We start from the raw sequence: 22,076 nt of genomic DNA on the forward strand, positions 1-22,076 counted from the left end.
AGTCTAAAAATGAACTGTAGTATTCATAAGCCGGGTCGGAGGCCGCAGGAGCGCTGCCGCCTGCATCGTCCGGATGAGGGATGTCCTCACGCGAGCCAGTCGTGAGCATCACCATCGACACAGACAAACAAGCCAGAAAAAAACGAAGGCCGAACGGCCTCAGGAGACAGCTCAGGTGAACGAAACGTTTGATTACATCGTGGTCGGCGCGGGCGCGGCCGGCGGCATGCTCGCGGCGCGCCTGAGCGAACAGCAGGGCTTGCGCGTGCTGCTGCTGGAGGCGGGCGGCAGCCATCGCCGGATGATGGTCGAGATGCCTGCGGGCTGGGGGCGTCTCATCTACGACAAGCGCTACGCGTGGGTCTACGAGAGCGAGCCGGAGCGCTGGGCGGGCGGGCGCCGCATCAAGGTGCCGCGCGGCAAGCTGCTCGGCGGTTCCACGTCGATCAACGGCATGCTGTACGTGCGCGGGCACCGGCGCGATTTCGACGACTGGAACGCGGCGGGCGCGCAGGGCTGGTCGTGGGACGACCTGCTGCCGCATTTCCTGCGCACCGAGGACCAGCGGCGCATCCGCAACGCGCTGCACGGCACGGGCGGCCCGCTCACGGCGGCCGATCTCGATCGCGTGCATCCCATCTCGCACGCCATGCTGGCGGCCTCGCGCGAAGCGGGCTGGCCGCAAAGCGACGACTTCAACGACGGCGAGCCGCGCGGAGCGGGGCTCTATCAGGTGAACGTCGACGCCGGACGGCGCTCGTCGATCGCGCGCAACGCCATCGAACCGGCCATGGGGCGTCCCGGCCTCAAGGTCGTGCAGCACGCGCTCGTGACGCGCGTGGAAATCGACGGGCAGCGCGCGAGCGGCGTCGTTTACCGCTTGCCCGACGGCACGGAGCGTTTCGCGGCGGCGGCGCGCGAGGTGCTGCTGTGCGGCGGCGCGATCAACACGCCGCAACTGCTGATGCTCTCCGGCATCGGGCCCGCCGCGCCGCTGGCGGCCCTCGGCATTCGCGTGCATGCCGACTTGCCCGGCGTGGGCGCGAATTTGCAGGACCACGCCATCGTGCCCATGACGTGGCGTCTGAAGCCGGGCACGCCCAGCCTCAATGCGGCGTTTCGCGGGCTTGGCGTGGTGGTGCCCGCGCTGCGCTACCTGCTCACCCGGCGCGGCGAGATGACCACGCCGCCATCCGAATTCGGCGCGTGGATCCAGAGCGATCCCACGCTGCCCTATCACGACCTTCAGATCTTCGGCTTGCCCGTGACCGGCGACATCGAAACGGCCTTGCGCGAAGGCCGCGAGACGCCGGAGGCGTGGCCGGGCTTCACGCTCGCGCCGTACCAGTTGCGGCCGTGGTCGCGCGGCTCGGTGTGGCTCAAGAGCGCGGACGCGCGCGAGGCGCCCGCCTTGCAGTTCAATTATCTCGACGACGAGCGCGACCGGCGTGCGCTGCTATACGGGTTGCGCGCGATGCGCGAACTCGCCGCGCAGCCGTCGCTCGCGCGCCTGACCGAGGCCGAAACGCGGCCGGGCCCGGACGTGCGCAGCGACGACGAATGGCTCGACTGGCTCGGCCCGTTCCTCACGACCGGCCATCACGCCGTGGGCACTTGCCGCATGGGCCGCGCCGACGATCCGCTCGCCGTGGTGACGCCGGACCTGCGCGTGAAGGGCATCGCGGGATTGCGGGTGATCGATGCGTCGGTCATGCCGAATCTGATTTGCGGCAACACCACCGCCGCGACGGTCGTGATCGGCGATAAAGGCGCGGATCTGGTGCTCGGGCGGGCGGGGCCAGGATTGGCCCTGGTCGAGGACGGCGTCCCGGCAAGCGTGAACGGCGCCTAATCCATTCGAACGATGCCCCGCGTGCGCCCCATCGCTTAACGTAGAAAGCGCTGGCGCGAGTCGCGCCATTCATGCGGGGTAAAGATGCAAGGCACTGACACAACAATGGACGCGTCCCGGGTTCGCGAGCTTGGCTCCGCGCTGTTCGACGCATTGTGCGCGGGCACGACCCTGCCGCCGCTGTCGCGCCGCTATCCGGACATGAGCGTCGCCGACGCGTACGCGATCTCGCTGCATATGCTGCGTTGTCGTGAAGCGCGCGGCGAGCGCGTGATCGGCAAGAAGATCGGCGTGACCTCGAAGGCCGTGCAGGACATGCTGGGCGTTTTCCAGCCTGACTTCGGATTCCTCACCGATACGATGCGCTTCGACGACGGCGCGTGCGTTTCGCTGCGCGGCGCGAATCTGATCCAGCCGCGCGCGGAAGGCGAAATCGCCTTCATGCTGAAGGCCGACCTGCAAGGGCCGGGCGTGACGCGCGCCGACGTGCTGGCCGCCACGGCGTGGGTCGCGCCGTGCTTCGAGATCGTCGATTCGCGCATCGAAGCGTGGCAGATCGCGATTCAGGACACCGTGGCCGACAACGCGTCGTGCGGCGTGTTCGTGATCGGCGAGCAGCATACCGATCCGGGCGCGCTCGACCTCGCGGCCGTTTCCATGCAGATGTGGAAAAACGGCGTGGAAGCGGGAGCGGGCGTGGGCGCGGCGGTGCAGGGTCATCCCGCCGAAGCCGTTGCATGGCTCGCCAACACGCTCGGCGCGTTCGGCATTCCGTTCAAGGCGGGCGAGCTGATCCTCTCGGGCTCGCTCGCGCCGCTCGTTCCCGTAGTGGCGGGCGACGGCTTCTCGATGCGCATCGAGGGCCTCGGCGAATGCTCCATTCGTTTCGAAGCGTAGGCTCAAGAAGCGCTAAAGGCACGAGGGACACGAAAGGCGCGACCGCGCGCAGTTACGCGGTCGTGCATCGGCACGGCGCGATGGCGCGTGCGCAGCGAGGCGAGGCAACAGACCCGCCCGTACGAGGAAGGAGACAGCATGGAATTCGCCTTGAGCGAAGAACAGGCGATGATTCGCGACGCGGCGGCCGAAGTGCTCGATCAGCACAGCGGCTCGGCTGCGGTTCGCCGCGCCGTGGAGCAGTCGTCGGGCCACGACGAAGCGTTGTGGCGTCTCGTTGCCCGCGAGCTTGGCTGGTGCGCGCTGAGCGTGCCCGAGGCTGCGGGAGGATCGGGACTGGGCGCGATGGAGCTGATCCTGTTGCTGGAGGCAATGGGGCAGCGGCTTGCGTGCGTGCCTTACTTGAGCACCGTTTGCCTTGCGGGCACGCTGCTTTCCTGCTGCGATTCGCCGCGTGCGCGCGAGCGGCTTGGCCGCATTGCCAACGGTGAACTGCGCGCCACGCTGGCTTCGTCCAGAACGTGGGCGGGCGAGGCATACGACGAGGCCGATGAGGGCAACCTCGCGGTCAGCGCGCAGCGCACGGCGGGCGGCTACCGGCTGCGCGGAGCGGTGGAGCAGGTGATCGACGGCGCGGGAGCCGGGCTCGTGATCGTGGCTGCGCGCCTGGCGAACGACGAGGGGCGTCTCGCGCTTTTCGAAGTCGAACCCGGTGAAGGCCTCGTGCGCACGCCGCTGGTCACGCTGGACAGCACGCGGCCGCTGGCACGCCTCGAATTCAAGGACATCGAAGTATCGAACGACGCGTTGCTCGCGCAAGGCGAGGAAGCGCACGGCGCGCTCGGGCGCGCCGCATGGCTCGCGCCGCTGGCACTGGCCGCCGAACAGCTGGGCGGCGCGCAACGCTGCCTCGACCTCACGCTCGCCTACGTCGAACAGCGCGTGCAGTTCGGGCGATCGATCGCTTCGTTCCAGGCCATCAAGCATCGCTGCGCGCAAATGCTCGTGCAGATCGAGTCCACGCGATCGGCGGTGCTGGGCGCGGCCCTCGCCTGGGATGCCGACACCTCAGCAGCCGTGCCCGCGCGGGAAACGCAACTGGAAGTGGCGACAGCCAAGGCAAGCGCGAACGAGACCTTGCGTTTTTGCGCGCAGGAGGCCATTCAATTGCACGGCGGCGTGGGATTCACGTGGGAATACGATCCCCAGCTTTATTTCAAGCGGGCGCAGGCGGCGAGCGCCATGTTCGGCGAGACCGCGCCATTGCGCGCCTTCATCGCGCAACAGATCGTGGACGAGGCAACGACATGGTGAACGACGCGCTCTCTCATGCGCCATTGCGCGCTGAAGTCGCCGCATGGCTCGACGAACATCTCACGGGCAAATTCGCCTGCCTGCGCTTTCGTGGCGGGCCGGGCGACGAAGAGGCCTGGCCGGCGTTGCGCAAGGAGTGGGAGCGCGAGCTGGCGGCGGGCGGCTGGACGGCGCTCGGCTGGCCGCAGACGTGCGGCGGCAGGGGCTTCTCCGTGGCGCAGCAGGTGGTGTTCGCCGAAGAGTATGCGCGCGCGGGCGGCCCGGGGCGCATGGGGCACATTGGCGAGGGCCTGCTCGGGCCGACCTTGATCGCGTGCGGCAGTGAAGATCAGCGCCGGCGCTTTTTGCCGGGTATTCTCGCGGGCACGCAATTCTGGTGTCAGGGCTACTCGGAGCCCGGCGCGGGTTCCGATCTCGCCAATGTGCGCACGCGCGCGGTGCGTGAGGCCGACGGTAGCTGGCGCATCAGCGGGCAAAAAGTGTGGACCTCGCTCGCGCTCGACTCCGACTGGATCTTCGTGCTGGCGCGCACCGACATGGAGGCGCAAGGCAATCGAGGCCTGTCGTTTTTCCTCATGCCGCTCGAACAGCCCGGCGTCGAAATTCGCCCCATCCGGCAGATGAATGGCGGGTCCGAATTCAACGAAGTGTTTTTCGACGGCGCGCGGGCGGCCGCCGCCGACGTGGTGGGCGAGCCTGGCGACGGCTGGCGCGTGGCCATGACGCTGCTCGGCTTCGAGCGGGGCATCTCCACGCTCGGCCAGCAGATGCAGTTCGCGCGCGAACTGGCATGGGTGATCGAAGCTGCGCGCGGCAACGGCGCGGCGCACGAGCCGGTCATCCGGCAGCGGCTCGCACAGGCGTGGTCGGGGTTGCGCATCATGCGCCACAACGCGCTGCGCATGCTGAGCGGCGCCGACGCAGGAGCACAGGGCGCGCCGCGCCGCGAAGCGCTGGTTTATAAGTACTACTGGTCGAACTGGCACCGCGAGCTTGGGCAACTGGCCATGGACGTGCTGGGCGCGCAAGCCAATATCGTGGAAGCCGACGACGAGAAGCGCACGCGCTTGCAGCAGGTGTTTCTGTTCTCGCGGGCGGACACGATTTATGCGGGCACGAACGAGATCCAGTTGAACCTCATGGCGGAACGCGGCCTTGGCATGCCGAAGGAGCCGCGCGGAACGCTTTGAGCGACGCGCGCGACGATGTGCATGAGCGATGCGTGAGCGCGCGGGCGGACACAGTGCGGACATGGCGTAGACACGGCTCGGACACAAAAGGGGACAACACAACCTTTTTGTCTGAGCGGTAGATATATTCCCTAAATTGACGTCCCCCCGCTCCGCCCGAGATACTTCCCTGCAAATTATTGAGGAACTGATGTGGCTGCGGATGTGTACAACTGGCAGGCTCCGTCAATTTCGGTGGATCGTTTCAGTCATCTGCTTGGAATGATTTACGAGTCGGCGCTCGATACCGCGAAGTGGGTTCGCTGTTTCGAGGAAGTCTGCAACGAATTCTCTGCGAATTACGTTTCCCTGATCGTTCAACAGTCGGTCCCCACCAAGGAAGAGGGGCTCATATTTTCGGGCAGCGACGACCGCCGCCTGATTCAGCAGCACAATCCTCATCTCTCACTGAGCCCGTTCCGGGGGCTGCCGCTCGACAAGCTGGTGACGATCGGCGACATGCTTTCCGAAGCCGAATGGCGCTCGACCACTTATTATCAGGCGTGGTGCGCGCCGCATGAGGTCTTTCACGTCATGGCCGTGGATTTCGCCACGGCCGACCGGTCGGTTTATGGTTTCAGACTGACGCGGCCCGAAAGTGCGCCGCCGTTTTCGAGCGAAGACCGCGCGCTGTGCGAGCGGCTCGTGCCGCATTTGAAGCGCGCGCTCAATCTGTACCAGTCCACCCACCAGGATCGCCGCATCACCTCGCTCTACAGCCAGGCCATGGTGCAGTTGATGGTCGGCGTGATCGTGCTCGACGAGCACGGCATGGTGATCGAAACCAATGCGATCGCCAAGGCAATGCTCCAGTCGGGTGACGGGCTCAAGCTCATCGGCAATCACGTGACCGCTTCGTACGCCATGGACAACCGCAAGCTCCAGAGCCTCGTTGCGGAGGCGCTGCGTGCGCCGTCGCGCGTGGGGCTCATCGAGGCGATGGCGGTGAGCCGTCCTTCGGGGCAGGCGAGCTGGGGCGTGGTGGTTCGGCAGCTCGCGACCGACGAATGGACCGACGGCAAGCATCGTCCCGCCGTGGCCATTTTCGTGCGCGACCCGGAAGGCGCGTCGCATCCGCCCGTCAAGCTCGCGCAGCAGCTCTTCGAATTGACGCCCGCCGAAACGGCGCTCGCCATTCAACTGACAAACGGGCTTTCGCTCGAAGAAGCCGCCGAGGCGCTGGGCATCCGGCGCAACACGGCGCGAGCGCACCTGCGTTCGATCTTCTCGAAGACGGGCGTGCGGCGTCAGACCGAACTCGTGCGCATTTTCCTCAACAGCGTCATGCTGCTGGGCACGTCGGAAGTGGCGGAGCTCGCTCCGGCCCGCTAGGCGGGGCGGCCGTGCACCGGCCGCGCCCTGTCATGAACGCTTGCCAACCCCGCGATCTCCACCATCGCGGGGTGCCCGGTCCTCAGGCGCACGCACCCTGCGCGCGGCTGGCCGCAATGTCCTCCTTCGCGTGTCCCAATTCCATCAGGACTGCTTCCGTATGTTCGCCGACGAGCGGGCCGGCTTGCGGCGCGCGCGAGGGCGTGCGCGAAAAGCGCGGCGCGGGCGCGGGTTGCCGCTTGCCGTCCACCTCGACGAACACGCCGCGCGCACGGTTGTGCTCGTGAGCGGCGGCTTCGTCGAGATCGAGCACGGGCGCGAAGCAGACATCGGTGCCGAGCAGCAGGCCGCACCAATGCTCGCGCTCGCGCGTGCGGATCAACGCGGCGACGCGCGCCTTGAGTTCGGGCCACGCGCGGCTGTCGTATTGCGCGGCCGGATCGACGTCGTCGAGGCCCAGGCGCTGGAGCAATTGCGCGTAGAACTGCGGTTCGATCGCGCCGAGCGTGACGTGCTTGCCGTCCGCGCATTCGAACACATCGTAGAACGGGGACGTATGGCTGAAGAAGTTGCGCTCCGGGCGATCGACCCATGCGCCGATGCCGCGCATCGAGTGGATGAGCGCGCCGAGCAGCGCGGTGCCGTCGACGATCGCGGCGTCCACGACCTGGCCGCGTCCCGAGCGTTGCGCTTCGAGCAGCGCGGCCAGCACGCCGGTGACGAGAAACATCGCGCCGCCGCCCATGTCGCCGATGAACGTGGGCGGGATCGACGGCGTCGCGCCGGGGCGCGCCGCGAGCGAGAGCGCGCCGGTGAGCGCGACGTAGTTGATGTCGTGCCCCGCGCTTTGCGCGAGCGGTCCGCTCTGGCCCCAGCCCGTCATGCGGCCGTACACGAGCTTCGGATGCCGCTTCGCCACTTCATCGGGGCCGAAGCCGAGGCGCTCCATCACGCCGGGGCGAAAGCCCTCGATCAGCGCGTCGGCGTTCGCCAGCATCTCCCATGCGAGCGCGCGCCCCGCTTCGCTTTTCAGGTCGAGCGCAATGGAACGTTTGCCGCGGTTGAGCGCCATGCGAGGGTAGCCCGCGCGCGCGTCGGCGAGCCGGTCGATCATGACGACATCGGCGCCCAGGTCGGCGAGCAGCATGCCCGCGAAGGGCGCGGGGCCGATGCCCGCGAACTCGACGATGCGAAAGCCCTGCAACGGGCCGGGGGCGGACGGATGAGCACGTTCCATGCGGATTTTTCCAGAGGGTCGAGAGGATCGGGTGACTCAGGGGGACACAAAGAGGGGCAGCCCGGGACGAAGCCATCTTGACCACGTGCACGGCGCGCGGCCTCGTCCGAATGAGGTAGGCGGCGCTGCGCCGCTGGCGGCATCCTTGTAATCCAGAGCGCTGCGCCTCACGCAACCACGCACTGGGGCCGCAGAAGAACTAGCACAACGAGCAGGAGACAAACGATGTTCCGTTTCGATGGCAAGGTCGCACTGGTTTCGGGCGCGGGTCGCGGCATGGGCTTTGGCATTGCGCAGGCGCTCGCGCGCCAGGGCGCGCACGTGGTCGTCAATGACTTTTTTGGCGAGCGCGCCGAGGAGGCCGCCGCGCAATTGCGCGCCGAAGGCGGCAAGGCGAGCGCCGTGGCCGCCGACATGACCTCGCGCGAGCAGATCGCGGCGCTCAACGAGCGCGTGGTGGCGGACACCGGCCCGATCGACATTTTCGTGCACAACGCGGGCATTCCCGCGCAGGGCTGGGGCTACGCGCAATTCCTCGAATCCACCACGGCCGAGTGGGACAGCTGGATGCAACTGAACCTCTACGGTCTCATGCATGCGTGCCAGGTGCTGCTGCCCTCCATGATCGAGCGGCGCTACGGCCGCGTGGTCGCGATCAACTCCGACGCCGCCCGCACGGCAACCGGCATGGGCCTGTGCGCATACGGCGCGGCGAAGGCGGCAGCGCTGGGCTTCCTGCGCAACCTCTCGGGCGAGGTGGGGCGGCGTGGCGTGACCGTGAACGCGCTCTCGCTCGGCACGATGAACAACTGGGATGGCTCCGAAGATATCGCGCGGCGCGGCACCACGGTCGGCCGGGCGGGCAGCCCGCAGGATGTCGGGGCCGCCGTCGCCTATCTCGCCTCGCAGGAAGCGGCCTGGGTGACCGGGCAGGTGCTGCCCGTCAACGGCGGCTCGCTCGTCGCCTGAGCCGCCCGGCGCCGCGGCGTCCTATCCGAACTTCTTCAAAGCGGAGACTTATGCAAGCCTTCATCTACGATCACGTCCGCACGCCGCGCGGCAAAGGCAAGCCCGAGGGCAGCCTGCACGAAGTCACGCCCGTGTGGCTCGCCAGTGCGCCGCTCGTCGCGCTGCGTGAGCGCAACGCGCTCGACACCGCCGCCCTCGACGAAGTGGTGATGGGCTGCGTCGTGCCCGTTGGCGAGCAGGGCGGCAACATCGCGCGCATGGCCGTGCTCAATGCGGGCTATGCGCAGGAAGTGCCGGCGCTCTCGATCAATCGCGCCTGCGGCTCGGGCCTCGACGCGGTCGCCTTCGCGGCCGCGAAAGTCATGGCCGGGCAGGCCTCCCTTGCGATCGGCGGCGGCGTGGAGTCGATGTCGCGCGTGCCGATGGGCGCGGACGGCGGCGCCTGGGCGCAAGACCCGCAAGTGGCGAGCAAGACCTGCTTCGTGATGCAGGGCGTTTCCGCCGATCTGCTCGCGAGCCTCCATGGCTACAGTCGCGAAGAGGTGGACGCCTACGCGGCCGAGAGCCACCAGCGCGCCGCGCGCGCCTGGGCCGAAGGGCGCTTCGCGCGCTCGGTCGTGCCGGTGCGCGACGCCATCGGCCTCACGCTGCTCGATCATGACGAAACGATCCGCGCGCAGACTTCCGTGACGTCGCTCGCGGCGCTGCGGCCTTCGTTCGCCGAGATGGGGCAGAAGTACGGCTACGACGGCGTGGCCTTGCAGCGCTATGCGCAGATCGAACGCATCGACCATGTGCATCACGCGGGCAACAGCTCGGGCATCGTGGACGGCGCAGCGGGCGTGCTGCTCGGCAGCGAGGCAGCGGGCGAGCGCCTTGGCATGAAGCCGCGCGCGCGCATTCGCGGTTTCGCGTCGATCGGCTCGGAGCCCACGCTCATGCTCGACGGACCGAGCCACGCCGCGAAGAAGGCGCTCGCGCAGGCGGGCATGACGGCGGCCGACATCGACCTGTGGGAACTCAACGAAGCTTTTTCGTCAGTTGTGCTTTGCTTCATGGACGCGCTCGCCATTCCCCACGACCGCATCAACGTGAACGGCGGCGCCATTGCCATGGGGCATCCGCTCGGCGCGACGGGCGCGATGATCCTCGGCACCGCGCTCGACGAGCTCGAACGCAGCGGCCGCAGCACCGCGCTCGTGTCGCTGTGCGTGGCGGCGGGCATGGGCACGGCCATGATCATCGAGCGCGTTTGATACGCACCCCCGACGCAACGGCCGACCTCACGCGCAAAGGACACCGCTTCATGGAAGACATCATTCGCTACACCGTCGATGGCGATGGCATCGCGACGCTCACCATCGACTACCCCGGCAAGACGATGAACGTGATTGACCAGGCGTTCATGGACAGCCTCTCGGCATGCATCGACCGCATCGTGGCCGACGAGGCCGTGAAAGGCGCCATCGTCACCTCGGCGAAGGAGGCGTTCGTCGCGGGCGCCGACCTCAAGTCGATGGAGGAGAACATCGACAGCATGGCGAGCGACGCCGTCGACGTGCTGTTCGAGAAGTGCGGCTCGCTCTCGCGCCTCGTGCGACGCCTGGAGACCTGCGGCAAGCCCGTGGTCGCGGCGATCAACGGCACGGCCATGGGCGGCGGCTTCGAGATCTGCCTCGCGTGCCATCACCGCATTGCCGCCGATGCGCCGGGGCTCGCCGTCGGCTTGCCCGAGGTGCAGGTCGGCCTGATTCCGGGCGCGGGCGGCTCGCAGCGCCTGATCCGCATGCTCGGCATACTCGCGGCGTTGCCGTGGCTGCTCGAAGGCGGGCACGCGAGCGCCGCGCGCGCGCTCGAACTGAAGATGATCGACGCCGTGGTGCCCGCCGCCGATCTGCTCGCGGCTGCAAAGCGCTGGCTGCTCGAAACGCCGGTTGCCGTTCAACCGTGGGACGCGAAGGGCTTTCGCATTCCTGGCGGCGGCCCGCTCGATCCTCGCGTGGCGCCCGCGTTCGTCGCGGGCAATGCGATGTTGCAGGCGAACACGCATCACAATCTGCCCGCGCCGCTGGCCATTCAAAGCTGCGTGTACGAAGGCGCGCAACTGCCGATGGACAAGGCGCTGCGCGTGGAGAGCAAATATCTCGCGCTGGTCACGCGCGACCCCGTTTCGCGCAGCATGGTGCGCACGCTGTTCGTGAGCAAGACGAAGGCCGACAAGCTCATGCATCGCCCCGAAGGCTTCGAGCGCTTCACCTGCCGCAAGCTCGGCATGGTGGGCGCGGGCATGATGGGCGCGGGCATCGCGCTTACGGCGGCGCAGCGGGGCATCGACGTCGTGCTGATCGACCGCGACCTGGCGGCTGCGGAACGCGGCAAGCAGTACGCGCAGAAGTCGCTCGCGCGCCTCGTCACGAAGGGGCGCATGAGCGAGCAGAAGGCGGCGGACGTGCTCGCGCGCATCACGCCTGCCGCCGATTACGCGCAGCTGGGCGACGCCGACATGGTGGTCGAGGCCGTGTTCGAAGACCGCGCCGTGAAGGCGCAGGTCACGCGCCAGCTCGACGAAATCCTGCCCGCCACCTGCGTGCTCGCGACCAACACCTCGGCGCTGCCGATCTCGCTGCTCGCGCAGGCGAGCCGCCGGCCCGAGCGCTTCATCGGCCTGCATTTCTTCTCGCCCGCCGAGCGCATGCCGCTCGTCGAGGTGATTCGCGGCAACGCGACGTCGGATGCGACGCTCGCCCAGGCGCTTGATTTCATCGCGCAACTGCGCAAGACGCCGATCCTCGTGAACGACAAGCGGGGCTTCTTCACGAGCCGCTTCATCGGCTCGTTCGTCGACGACGCGATCGGCATGGTCGCCGAAGGCATCCACCCCGCGCTCATCGAGAACTGCGCGCGCCATGCGGGCATGCCGGTGGGGCCGCTCGCGATTACCGACGAACTGTCGATCGAGCTTTCCGTGCACGCGGGCGAGGCGCAGGCGCGCGAGTTTCCCGACGAGTACGTGCCGGGGCGCTCGGTGCCGGTCGTGAAGCGGCTCTACGAACTGGGACGCATGGGCAAGAAAGCGGGCAAGGGCTTCTACGATTACGACGAGCAAGGCAAGCGCTTGTGGCCCGGTCTCGCGGACCTCTATCCGTTGCGCCCGCAACAGCCTGAGGCGCGCGACATCCGCCAGCGCATTCTGTACGTGCAGGCCGTGACGGCGGCGCGTTGCATGGAAGAAGGCGTGCTGATCTCGCCCGCCGACGGCGACGTGGGCGCGGTGCTCGGCGTGGGCTATCCGGCCTGGACGGGCGGGCCGTTCTGCTTCATCGACGGCGTGGGCGTGGCGGCGTTCGTGACCGAGGCGGACCGCCTGGCCGACCTGTTCGGCGAGCATTTGCGCGCGCCGCAGTTGCTGCGCGATATGGCGGCCAGGGGACAGACCTTCTACGGCGCGACTCGCCGCGCTTGAGCGACAGGAAAGGCAAGGACCACGCATGAATTTCGAATTCACCGAAGATCAGGACGTGCTGCGCACCGAGGTGCGCAAGTTTCTCGTCAACGAAGCGCCGCTCACGCTGGCGCGCGCCACGATGGAAGACGGCGGCGAGCGCGCGAAAGCCGTGTGGGCGGGACTCGCGGGCCTGGGTGTGACCACGCTGATGCTGCCGCCTTCGTGCGGTGGACACGGCCTTGGCGCGCTCGAGCTTTGCGTGGTGGCGGAGGAGGTGGGGCGGCAGCTCGCGCCGGTGCCGCTCGCCTCGACGCTCTATCTTGCCGCGCAGGCGCTCTTGCTGGGTGCCTCGCAGGCGCAGCAGGAGCGCTGGCTGCCGCGCATCGCGCGCGGCGACGCGGCGACCTGGGCCGCGCCGCTCGACGGCCAGTGGCGCGTTGAGGCGTTGCCCGTGTTCGAGTCGGGCGTGCTGCGCGGCAGCGCGCCGCTCGTGCCGGACGGCATGGCCGCCGCGTTCGCCGTCGTGCTCGCGCGCGATACGCGAAGCGAGGGTCTCGTGCTGGTACTCGCGGAACTGGGCGCGCGCGTGCGGCGCACGCCGCGCGCCACGCTCGACCCGGCGCGGCCGTTTGCGTCGCTTGAATTCGACAGCGTCGAGGCCGAGCCGCTGGACGCCTGCGCGGACCCGCTGGCGCTCGTCAGCGCGGTGCGCGAGCGCGCGGCCATCCTGCTCGCGTTCGAACAGCTTGGCGGGGCCGACGCCGCGCTCGACATGGCTGCGGGCTACGCATGCGAGCGCCGCACGTTCGGCCGCGCGATCGGCTCGTACCAGGGCATCAAGCACAAGCTCGCCGATATCTACACGCGCAACCAGATGGCGCGTTCGCACTGCTATTACGGCGCTTGGGCGCTGGCGAGCAGCGCGCCCGAATTGCCGCTGGCGGCGGCAGGCGCGCGCGTGAGCGCGAGCGAGGCGTTCGGCTTCGCGGCGCAGGAGAACATCCAGACGCACGGCGGCATGGGCTACACCTGGGAAATCGATTGCCATCTGTTCTACCGTCGAGCGCGTCAGCTCGCCGTGATGCTCGGCAACGTGCACGAGTGGCGCGAGCGTCTCGTGAAGGGGCTTGAAGCGGAACTGGAAGCACAACCGCCGGCCTGACCCGATTCCGGGCGTGCGCGAGGCGCGGCCCACAGTACGGAGCGTGATCTGCATGGATTTTCACGACACACACGAAGAAGCGGCGTTTCGCGAGGCGTGCCGCGCATGGCTCGCGGCCAACGCGCCGCGCAAGTCGCGGCCCGACGAGGTGTTCGGCCGCGGGCTGGACGCCGCGCAGCGCATGGAAGCCGCTCGCGCCTGGCAGGCGCGCAAGGCCGAAGCCGGCTACGGCGCCATCACCTGGCCGCAGGCGTTGGGCGGGCGCGGCGGCACGCCGATGCAGGAGGTGATCTACCGCCAGGAAGAAGGCCATTTCAACGTGCCGGTGGGTTACTTCAACGTGAGCCTCGGCATGGTGATTCCCTCGCTGTTCGTGCACGCGAGCGAGGCGGTGCGCGCCGAGCACGTCGAGGCCGCGCTGCACGGCCGCACGCTCTGGTGCCAGTTGCTTTCGGAGCCGGGCGCGGGCTCGGACCTCGGCATGGTACGCACACGCGCCGAGCGCTGCACGGACGGCCGCGAGGGCTGGCTCCTCAATGGTCAGAAGGTGTGGACGACGCTCGCGCAGTTCGCGCAGTTCGGCATGGTGCTCGCGCGCACCGATGCGGATCTGCCGAAGTTCGAGGGCCTCACGTCGTTCTATCTCGACATGAAGACGCCCGGCGTCGAGGTGCGGCCGATCCGCCAGGCGAGCGGCGAAGCCGAGTTCAACGAGGTGTTTTTCAACGACGTGTTCATTCCGGACAGCCAGCGCGTGGGCGCGGTCGGCGCGGGCTGGAAGGTCACGCTCACGGCGCTCATGAACGAGCGCCTTTCGATCGGCGGCGTGATGCCGCCGGAGCTGTGGCGCACGGCGGCGCGGCAGATGCAGCAGGCGGGCTTTGGCGGCGCCCACGCGCTCGCGGACGGCCGCATGCGCGAGCGGCTCGCCGATCTGTATCTGAACGCGCACGGCCTGTGGCTGCTGCAATGCCGCGGCCTCACCGCGCTCGGCAAGGGGCGTGAGCCCGGCCCCGAGCTTTCGGTGGCGAAGATCGTGGCCGCGCGCACGCTCCAGGACTTCGCGTATCTCGCCATCGACTTGCAGGGCGCGCAAGGCGTGCTGGCCGCGAGCGAGCGGGGCGACGAGTGGGAGCTGGTCGAGCGACTGTGGTTCGGCGCGGCGGGCATGCGCATCGCGGGCGGCACCGACGAGATCGTGAAGAACAACGTGGGCGAGCGCGTGCTCGGCTTGCCGCCCGAGCCGCGCACCGACAAGGGCGTGCCGTTCAGCCAGCTCGCACGGGCCTGAAACGGGCCGCGCACGGGCCGACGCACACGAAAGACATAACAGGAGACGCAATTGAACGACAAAGGCCATCCCGCCAGCTTCACAGGCAGTGCCCGCACGCAAGGCGGCGCGTGCTCGCCCGATGAATATCTCACGCTCGACGCGACGGCCATGGCCGCGCTCGTGCAACGCGGCGAGCTGGAGCCGCAGGATCTGCTGGACGCGGCGATCGCGCGTTGCGACGACGTGAACCCGCGCATCAACGCCGTGAACATGCGCTGCGAGGTGCGCGCGCAGCAGACGCTCGCGGCGCGTCGCGAAGCGGGCACGAGCCGCGATGGCGCGTTCGCCGGCGTGCCCACGCTCGCCAAGGACATGCACACCGCCGTGGCGGGCACGATCACGACCAACGGCTCGCGCTCGCAGCGCGACGCTGCGCCCGCCACCTATGACGCCACGCTCATCGCGCGCTACGAGGCGGCGGGCATGGTCGTGTTCGGCAAGACGACGACACCCGAATTCGGCCTGAGCACGACGACCGAGTCGGCGCTGTGGGGCAAGACCTGCAATCCGTGGGATCTCGCGATGAGCGCGGGCGGCTCCTCGGGCGGCGCGGCGGCGGCCGTGGCCGCGGGCATCGTGCCGGTGGCGCACGCCACCGACGGCGGCGGCTCGATTCGCATCCCCGCCTCGTATTGCGGCGTGTTCGGCATGAAGCCCACGCGCTATCGCACGCCGCATGGGCCCGACGTATTCGAAGGCTGGTTCGGCGCGAGCTGCGCCCACGTGGTGTCGCGCAGCGTGCGCGATTCGGCGCTCGCGCTCGACGTGTCGCACGGCCACGAGAAGGGCAGCCCTTACTGGCTGGCCGCGCCCGAGCGTCCTTTCGCCGATGAAGTGCGGCGCGCGCCGTCGCGCCTGCGCGTGGGTCTCGTCGCCGACTCGCTCACGGGCATGCCGCTCGACGACGACATTGCCACCGCGCTCGATGCGACCGTGCGTCTGCTCACGAGTCTCGGCCATGAAGTCGAGCCCGTGACGCTCGCCATCGAATCGCAGCAGCTTTTCAGCGCGCACGGCGCCGCTTCGGGCACCGCGCTCGTCGCCGCCGTGCGCGACCGCGAGACCGCGCTCGGCCGCGCGCTGCAAACCGACGAACTCGAACCGGTGGCCTGGCGCATCGTGCGCAACGCGCAGCAGTATTCGGCGGAAACGCTGTATCGCGCGCGCCGCACGTTCGAGCGTATCGGGCTCCAGATGGAGGAGAAGTTCGACCGCTTCGACGTGCTGCTCTCGCCCGTCACGGCCACGCTCACGCCGCCGCTCGGCAGGCTCAGTCTTGAGCAGGAGTACGAAGAGTACATCAAGCATATCGTCGGCAGCGTGTCGTATACGGCGCTTGCCAACGTGAGCGGACAGCCGTCGATGTCGGTGCCGCTCGGCGTGAGCCGCAGCGGCCTGCCGATCGGCATGATGTTCACGGCCGCGCTGTGCGGCGAGGGACTGCTGTTCCAGCTCGCGGGCCAGCTCGAAGCCGCGCAGCCGTGGGCGCCGCTCGCGCCTTCGCTGTGAGGCGGGCAGGCGTGACCTTTTCCAGTACGTGCCCGGACCTTTACGGAAAGCCAGCATGAAAAGCGAACATTCCCCGCTGCGGCGCCACAGCGCGCTGCTTCTGTTCCTCGTCGTGTCGATCATCAACCTGATCGACCGGCAGATGATGGGCGTCGTGCTCGAACCCGTGAAGAAGGAGTTCGGCGTGTCCGACCTCGCCATGGGCCTGCTCACGGGCGTTGCCTTCGCGCTGGTGTATTGCGTGTTCGCGCTACCGCTCGGCCGCTTCGCCGATCGCACGAACCGGCGCAACCTGATCAGCTGGTCGTGCGCGGCGTGGAGCGTGATGACGCTCCTGTGCGGCTTCGCGACGAACTACTGGACGCTCGCGCTGGGCCGTATCGGCGTGGCCGTCGGGGAGGCGGGCAGCGCTTCGGCGTCGCTCACGATCGTGGCCGACCTGTATCCGCCGCGCCAGCGCGCGCGGGCGCTCGCCGTGTTCACGCTCGGCGCGCCCATCGGCACGCTCATCGGCCTGAGCGTGGGCGCGTGGATTGCCTACTACCACGGCTGGCGCGCCGCGTTCGTGTGGATGGCCGTGCCGGGGCTCGTGGCCGCGCTGCTCGTGCGCCTGCTCGCGTTCGAGCCGGCGCGCGGCGGGTCCGAAGGCGCGGCGCTCAACGACAGCGGGCGGCCCGAGCCGCTGCGCACCGTGCTGCGCGACGCCTGGCGCTCCAGCGCGTTCGTGAAGATCGTGATCTCCGGCGCGCTGCTGGGCTTCTCGGGCTACGCGTTCGGCATCTGGAGCACGGCGTTTCTCGTGCGTTGCCACGGCCTCACGCTCAAGGACGCGGGCGCGATCATGGGCCTCGCGGCGGGACCGGGCGCGATCATCGGCACGCTGTCGAGCGGCTGGCTTACCGACCGCCTCGCCGCGCGCGACGCGCGCTGGCAGCTCGGCGTGCCGATCGTGGGCGCACTGCTCGCGTTTCCGCTTGCCGTGGCGTTCGCGCTGTATCCGTCCGCCGACCCGTGGAAGTGGGGCGCGCTCGTCGTGCCGCGCGTTTCCGTGTTCATGCTCGGCATGTCGATCTTCGGCATGTGGTGGATGGCCCCGAGCTACGCGGCCATCACGCACATCATGCGGCCCGACCGGCGCGCCACCACGCTCTCGATCTACAACTTCGGGGTGACGGCGATTGGCGCGGGCTGCGGTCCGCTTGCCGTGGGCGCATTGAGCGACGCGCTCACGCCCGCGTTCGGCGAGAACGCGTTGCGCTGGGCGATGGTGGGCGGCGCGATGGGCTACCTGCTCGCGGGGCTCGTGCTGATCGGCGCGGTGCGGCCGTATGCGCGCTCGATCGCCGCCGCCGTGCGCGGGCCTGCCCTGGCCGCGCGCGCGTGAAGCATGCAAGAAGCGTGTGACCCGAACTGCACCGCCATGTCCGAACTCACCAATACCTTGGACCCCGCAGCCTGCGAGCGCCGCCGCAGCCATTACACGCTGCTGCTGTTGACGGCGCTTTCGGCCGTCTCGTTCATGGACCGGCAGATACTCGCGGTCATGATCGAGCCGATCAAGGCCGAGTTCGCGCTGAGCGACCTGCAAGTGGGCATCGTGTCGAGCCTGGGCTTCGCCGTAGGCTTCGGGCTGCTCGGATTGCCGCTCGCGCGCCTCGCGGATCGCGGGCACCGGCGCAATCTCGTCGTGCTCTCGCGCGGGCTGGGCGGACTCATCACGGCCCTCGGCGGCGCGGCAGCGGGCTTCTGGCAACTGCTGATCCTGCGCAGCGGCACGGCGCTCAGCGAAGCGGGCGGCAGCGGCTGCGCGATCTCGATGATCTCCGACCTCTTTCCGCCGTGGCGGCGCTCGCGCGCCATGAGCGTGCTGACCTCCGGCGCGAGCATCGGCGCGATGATGGCGTTTGTCGTCGGGGCTTCGCTGGCGGCGCGCTTCGGCTGGCGCATGACGCTCGTGATGGTGGGGCTCGCCTCGCTGCTGCTCGCCGGCGTCGTGCGGCTCACGGTGAGCGAGCCGCAGCGCGAAAACCTGAACGCCTTGAGCGCCCGGCGTGCCGCTGGGCGCGCCGTCGATCGCGGCGACCTGCGCGAGATTCTCGCGGCGCGCGTGCCGCGCTGGCTGATCGTTGCGGCCGCATCTAACATGTTCGTGCTGTACTCGTTCGGCACGTGGAATTTCGCGTACATGGTGCGCACACACGGATTCAGCTTGCAGCAGGCCGGCTGGATTGCGGGCGCGTCCGGCGCGGCGTCGGTGCTGGGCGGCCTCTTTTCCGGCGCGCTCGCCGACCGCCTCGTGCGCCGCGGCGACGCGCGCTGGCAACTCGGCGTGCCGGTGCTCGGCCTTGCGATCGCGATTCCGCTTGCCTATGTCTATCTGCTGCTGCCCGCCGGGCGGCTGACGCAGGTGTGGGGACTGATGATCGCCTATGCGTTCTTCGTGACGTGGTGGTCCGCGCCCACCTATGCCGCGCTCTCGCTCGTGGTGGCGCCCGAGCGGCGCGCCACTGCCAACTCGATGCTGCTGATCTCCGGCTATGTGCTGGGTCTCGGCGCCGGGCCGATCGTCACGGGGCTGGCCAGTTCGCTGCTCGCCGCGCGCTATCCGCACGATGCGCTGCGTTATTCGCTCATGGGCGTATCGGCGCTGCTCGTGCCCGGCTGGTACGCGCTTTTTCGCGCGATGCAGGCTTATCCCGCCGCGAGCCTGATGATGCGGGAAGAGGCTGTCGCAGTGCCCTGAATCACGGCGGCAAAAAAGAAGCGGCGTGCTCCGGTTTAGGGCACGCCGCTTTTTGTGTTTTCAGCTTGTGTTTAGACTTCGGCCGCTTCGGTATACGCCACCGCGCCGCGCGGCACATACACCCCTTCGCATTGTTCCAGATACTCCTGCTTCTTCGCGCGCGGGTTATAGAACTGCTTGTACCAAACGCGGGCCTTCATGAACGGGCCGTCGCTCGGCAGGAACATGCCGTTCAGGCACGGACCCTTGTTGGCCCATACTTCGAAGTCCTGCATGAACGAAAGCCGGCTCGAATCCTGGAACTGGCGCGCCGCGATGGTGTCGGGCAGCGTCACCTCGGCATTCTGGCCCGGCGACTTGACGAGCAGCGAATGCCACACGCGAATCACGCCGTCGTCCACCGGCGTGTGCGTGATGACGAGCACGGCGTCATAGAGGCCGGTCAGGTCGGAGATCAGCACGCCCGGCCCGTGGTAGGTCGTGACCGTGTGCAGGATCGGGCTCACGCCGTTGGCGCCCACGAGCGTGCGGTGCGGGCCGCATTGGCGCTGCGTGGCCGTGTGCGCGAGGAATTCGTTTTCGTAGCGCTGGACCGTCGAGCCGTGAATCGGCCCGAGATGCCCGTAGTCGCAAATGTTGTCGATGACTTCCTGCGGATGCTGCGCGAGCGTGCCGAGATCGTCGAAGGACTGCCAGCGCACCCACGAAGGGTCGTCCCATTGCGGCAGCGTCGGATGCGCCCATTCCGGCTCGCCGCCTTCGGGGTCGTGCCACACCCACACGGCGCCGAGGCTCTCCACCACGGTCCACGTCTTCACGCAGGCCGCCGCCGGAATTTCGCCGGTGTGATACGGAATGTCGTTGCACTTGCCGTCCGGACCGAAACGCCATGCATGGTAGGGGCAGCGGATGTCGTCGCCTTCCACGTTGCTGCCGCCGCCGTCGAGCACGACATACGACGTGTTGTTGGGGGCCGCCAGGTGCGTTTTCATGTGCGGGCAGTACGCGTCGAGCAGCACGACGCGGCCGCTCGCGCGCCCTCTATACAGGGCGAAGTCCTTGCCGAAGAAGCGCACGGCAAGCGGCTTGTGGGTGTCCAGCTCGCGTGCGTCGGCGATCATGAACCAGCCGCGCGGATAAGTGAATTCGCCAAGGCGATAATCTTTGGTGGTAGCCACAAAATCTCCCGGAGAGACATTTTCGGAAACTGCGCGGAAACTGCGCTTGCAGGTAAGGGCCATTGTTCGCCTGTGCGCAAGCGCGTGCATACTCTGTTCGGACGATGAGGCGGTGCCCCGGTCGGCGCGACGATATGGGGCTGATACCAGGCTTTGATTCCAGGCCGAACTCAGGCCGAACCCAGGCGGCGAAATCGTGCGCATGCCCGGAGAAAAAAAGACAGGAGACAACGACGATGACGAGGTCGAGAACATTCAATCTGGCCGATCTGCTGGAGATCGTGACAGCCAGGGTGCCCGAGCGCGCCGCGTTCGTGTGCGGCCCGCAGCGCCTCACCTACGCGCAACTCGACGAGCGGGCCACGCGGGTCGCCTCCGGCCTGCGCTCACGCGGCATCCGGCGCGGCGATCACGTTGGCATCGCGCTCTACAACTCGGCCGAATATCTCGAGACCTTGTTCGCCTGCTGCAAGATCGGCGCGGTGCCCGTCAACGTGAATTACCGCTACGTCGCGTCGGAACTCGAATACCTCTTTTCGACGCTCGACTTCAAGGCGCTCGTGTACGGCGAAGCCTTCGGCGAGGAAGTGCTGAAGGCGGCCGCCAACGTACCCGCGTTGAAGGTGCTCCTGTGCGTGGGCAGCGGCGCGCCCGAGGGCCGCGCCGAGCACTACGCCACGTTGCGCGAGCAGGGCTCGCCCACGCTCGACGACCCCGAGCGCTCCGGCGACGATCTCTACATGCTGTGCACGGGCGGCACCACGGGCATGCCCAAGGGCGTGATGTGGCCGCAGCGCGCGATCTTCATGGGCGCGCTCGGCGGCGGCGGCATGTACCTGGGCTGCCCGCCGGTCGAGACGCCCGAGGCGCTGGGCGAACTCATCGCGCGCCAGCCGTATCTCACGGTCCTCGCGGCCGCCCCGATGATGCATGGCGCGGCCATGTGGTTCTCGCTGATCAGCCTCTTCGCCGGGCACACGATCGTCGTGAACGACGAGACCGGTTTCGATCCCGCGCATATCTGGGACGTCGTGGTGCGCGACGGCGTGAACGTCGTGTCGGTGGTGGGCGACGCCATGGCGCTGCCGCTGATCCAGGCGCTCGAAGCCGCGCCCGCGCGTTGGGACCTCGGCAAGTTGATGGTGTTCGGCAACGGCGGCGCGGTGTTCTCGGATCACTTGCAAGCGCGCCTGAAAGCGCTCGTTCCGCATATCGCGCTCAATAACGGGCTGGGCTCGTCGGAGGTCGGCGTGGTGGGCGGCGGCGCGAAGCCCGCGAGCGGCGACGGCTTCATGGTGCTGGCGGCGCGGCCGGATCTCGCGCTCGTCGACGACGCGCAGCGCATCGTGAGCGGCGCGGGCGCCGAAGGCGTGCTCGCGCGCAGCGGCCACACGCCCATCGGCTATTACGGCGACCCGGTCAAAAGCGCGGAGGTGTTCGTCACCATCGACGGCAAGCTCTGGGTGCTGAGCGGCGACCGCGCGCGCATGGACGAAGCGGGCAACTTCGTGATGCTCGGGCGCGGCTCGCAATGCATCAACACGGGCGGCGAAAAGGTGTTCCCCGAAGAGGTCGAAGAGGCGGCGCGCCGCTACGGGGCCGTGCAGGACGTGCTGGTGGTGGGCATGCCCGACGAGCGCTGGGGACAGCGCGTGGCGGCCGTGATCGAGTTGAGCCCCGGCGCCGAGTTCGACGCGCAGGAATTCGACAGCGTGTGCCGCGCCAGGCTCTCCGGCTACAAGATGCCGCGCGCGGTGTTTCTGGCCGATCGCATCCGGCGCAGTCCTGCGGGCAAGGCGGATTACCGTTGGGCGCGCGATTATGCCGCGCAGAATGCCAGCGTGATTTGATGCGGGCGCGGGCTACGGCCCGTTGT

16 protein-coding genes are annotated in these 22,076 nt (G+C 68.4%); 14 read left to right on the forward strand and 2 right to left on the reverse strand.

Annotated features, from left to right (window positions below):
- Nucleotides 1-175 precede the first annotated feature (175 nt).
- From C7401_RS33735 to C7401_RS33755, 5 genes are all read left to right on the forward strand, one after another.
- Entirely contained in the window at nucleotides 176-1,852 is a 1,677-nt protein-coding gene (locus tag C7401_RS33735; protein ID WP_112176140.1) for a GMC family oxidoreductase, read from the forward strand.
- 105 nt (nucleotides 1,853-1,957) lie between these two features.
- Nucleotides 1,958-2,749, forward strand: a complete 792-nt coding sequence (locus tag C7401_RS33740; protein WP_112176142.1) for a fumarylacetoacetate hydrolase family protein — start codon at nucleotides 1,958-1,960, stop codon at nucleotides 2,747-2,749.
- Between the two features lie 138 nt (nucleotides 2,750-2,887).
- Complete coding sequence (locus tag C7401_RS33745; protein WP_112176144.1) at nucleotides 2,888-4,063, forward strand: acyl-CoA dehydrogenase family protein; 1,176 nt, start codon at nucleotides 2,888-2,890, stop codon at nucleotides 4,061-4,063.
- The gene (locus tag C7401_RS33750; RefSeq protein WP_112176146.1) at nucleotides 4,057-5,253 is read left to right on the forward strand and encodes an acyl-CoA dehydrogenase family protein; all 1,197 of its coding nucleotides are present in this window, start codon (nucleotides 4,057-4,059) and stop codon (nucleotides 5,251-5,253) included. Before C7401_RS33745 ends, C7401_RS33750 begins: the two co-directional genes overlap by 7 nt.
- A 192-nt stretch (nucleotides 5,254-5,445) precedes the next feature.
- A complete protein-coding gene (locus tag C7401_RS33755) occupies nucleotides 5,446-6,624 on the forward strand; it encodes a helix-turn-helix transcriptional regulator (RefSeq protein ID WP_224041994.1) in 1,179 nt (392 codons plus the stop codon).
- Nucleotides 6,625-6,706: 82 nt separating this feature from the next.
- On the opposite strand, the gene C7401_RS33760 is transcribed toward C7401_RS33755, so the two are convergent.
- Nucleotides 6,707-7,861 (reverse strand): CaiB/BaiF CoA transferase family protein, encoded by a 1,155-nt coding sequence (locus C7401_RS33760; protein ID WP_112176150.1) that lies wholly within the window; start codon nucleotides 7,859-7,861, stop codon nucleotides 6,707-6,709.
- Nucleotides 7,862-8,086: 225 nt separating this feature from the next.
- Between C7401_RS33760 and C7401_RS33765 the strand changes: the two genes are divergently transcribed.
- Genes C7401_RS33765 through C7401_RS33800 form a run of 8 tightly spaced genes read left to right on the forward strand, consistent with a single transcriptional unit; the run spans nucleotide 8,087 to nucleotide 19,022 of the window.
- Nucleotides 8,087-8,830 carry an SDR family NAD(P)-dependent oxidoreductase gene (locus C7401_RS33765; protein WP_112176152.1) on the forward strand — a complete coding sequence of 248 codons (744 nt, stop codon included), beginning with the start codon at nucleotides 8,087-8,089 and terminating at the stop codon, nucleotides 8,828-8,830.
- 50 nt (nucleotides 8,831-8,880) lie between these two features.
- The gene (locus C7401_RS33770; RefSeq protein WP_112176154.1) at nucleotides 8,881-10,086 is read left to right on the forward strand and encodes an acetyl-CoA C-acetyltransferase; all 1,206 of its coding nucleotides are present in this window, start codon (nucleotides 8,881-8,883) and stop codon (nucleotides 10,084-10,086) included.
- A 59-nt stretch (nucleotides 10,087-10,145) separates the two neighbouring features.
- Nucleotides 10,146-12,293, forward strand: coding sequence for a 3-hydroxyacyl-CoA dehydrogenase NAD-binding domain-containing protein (locus C7401_RS33775; protein WP_220092885.1), 2,148 nt, complete (start codon nucleotides 10,146-10,148; stop codon nucleotides 12,291-12,293).
- A 25-nt stretch (nucleotides 12,294-12,318) separates the two neighbouring features.
- Nucleotides 12,319-13,437: an acyl-CoA dehydrogenase family protein gene (locus tag C7401_RS45775; protein WP_112176156.1), complete on the forward strand. Its 1,119-nt coding sequence runs from the start codon at nucleotides 12,319-12,321 to the stop codon at nucleotides 13,435-13,437.
- A gap of 52 nt (nucleotides 13,438-13,489) precedes the next feature.
- Nucleotides 13,490-14,728 carry an acyl-CoA dehydrogenase family protein gene (locus C7401_RS45780; RefSeq protein WP_112176158.1) on the forward strand — a complete coding sequence of 413 codons (1,239 nt, stop codon included), beginning with the start codon at nucleotides 13,490-13,492 and terminating at the stop codon, nucleotides 14,726-14,728.
- 51 nt (nucleotides 14,729-14,779) lie between these two features.
- The gene (locus C7401_RS33790; RefSeq protein WP_258397336.1) at nucleotides 14,780-16,279 is read left to right on the forward strand and encodes an amidase; all 1,500 of its coding nucleotides are present in this window, start codon (nucleotides 14,780-14,782) and stop codon (nucleotides 16,277-16,279) included.
- Between the two features lie 55 nt (nucleotides 16,280-16,334).
- A complete protein-coding gene (locus tag C7401_RS33795) occupies nucleotides 16,335-17,663 on the forward strand; it encodes a spinster family MFS transporter (protein WP_112176159.1) in 1,329 nt (442 codons plus the stop codon).
- A 36-nt stretch (nucleotides 17,664-17,699) separates the two neighbouring features.
- Nucleotides 17,700-19,022, forward strand: a complete 1,323-nt coding sequence (locus tag C7401_RS33800) for a spinster family MFS transporter (protein ID WP_181565766.1) — start codon at nucleotides 17,700-17,702, stop codon at nucleotides 19,020-19,022.
- Nucleotides 19,023-19,093: 71 nt separating this feature from the next.
- Here C7401_RS33800 and C7401_RS33805 read toward each other — a convergent pair whose 3' ends face one another.
- Nucleotides 19,094-20,200, reverse strand: a complete 1,107-nt coding sequence (locus C7401_RS33805; protein WP_112176163.1) for an aromatic ring-hydroxylating dioxygenase subunit alpha — start codon at nucleotides 20,198-20,200, stop codon at nucleotides 19,094-19,096.
- 236 nt (nucleotides 20,201-20,436) lie between these two features.
- Between C7401_RS33805 and C7401_RS33810 the strand changes: the two genes are divergently transcribed.
- Nucleotides 20,437-22,050 carry an AMP-binding protein gene (locus C7401_RS33810; protein ID WP_112176165.1) on the forward strand — a complete coding sequence of 538 codons (1,614 nt, stop codon included), beginning with the start codon at nucleotides 20,437-20,439 and terminating at the stop codon, nucleotides 22,048-22,050.
- Nucleotides 22,051-22,076: the final 26 nt, after the last annotated feature.

This window comes from Paraburkholderia unamae (assembly GCF_003268775.1).
Lineage (GTDB): Bacteria > Pseudomonadota > Gammaproteobacteria > Burkholderiales > Burkholderiaceae > Paraburkholderia > Paraburkholderia unamae.

What these genes read in the sequence shown, in the direction of transcription:
- C7401_RS33740 (WP_112176142.1), top strand. Translation starts at nt 1,958, where the DNA reads ATGGACGCGTCCCGGGTTCGCGAGCTTGGCTCCGCGCTGTTCGACGCA.
- C7401_RS33745 (WP_112176144.1), top strand. Translation starts at nt 2,888, where the DNA reads ATGGAATTCGCCTTGAGCGAAGAACAGGCGATGATTCGCGACGCGGCG.
- C7401_RS33750 (WP_112176146.1), top strand. Translation starts at nt 4,057, where the DNA reads ATGGTGAACGACGCGCTCTCTCATGCGCCATTGCGCGCTGAAGTCGCC.
- C7401_RS33760 (WP_112176150.1), bottom strand. Translation starts at nt 7,861, where the DNA reads ATGGAACGTGCTCATCCGTCCGCCCCCGGCCCGTTGCAGGGCTTTCGC.
- C7401_RS33765 (WP_112176152.1), top strand. Translation starts at nt 8,087, where the DNA reads ATGTTCCGTTTCGATGGCAAGGTCGCACTGGTTTCGGGCGCGGGTCGC.
- C7401_RS33770 (WP_112176154.1), top strand. Translation starts at nt 8,881, where the DNA reads ATGCAAGCCTTCATCTACGATCACGTCCGCACGCCGCGCGGCAAAGGC.
- C7401_RS45775 (WP_112176156.1), top strand. Translation starts at nt 12,319, where the DNA reads ATGAATTTCGAATTCACCGAAGATCAGGACGTGCTGCGCACCGAGGTG.
- C7401_RS45780 (WP_112176158.1), top strand. Translation starts at nt 13,490, where the DNA reads ATGGATTTTCACGACACACACGAAGAAGCGGCGTTTCGCGAGGCGTGC.
- C7401_RS33795 (WP_112176159.1), top strand. Translation starts at nt 16,335, where the DNA reads ATGAAAAGCGAACATTCCCCGCTGCGGCGCCACAGCGCGCTGCTTCTG.
- C7401_RS33800 (WP_181565766.1), top strand. Translation starts at nt 17,700, where the DNA reads ATGTCCGAACTCACCAATACCTTGGACCCCGCAGCCTGCGAGCGCCGC.
- C7401_RS33810 (WP_112176165.1), top strand. Translation starts at nt 20,437, where the DNA reads ATGACGAGGTCGAGAACATTCAATCTGGCCGATCTGCTGGAGATCGTG.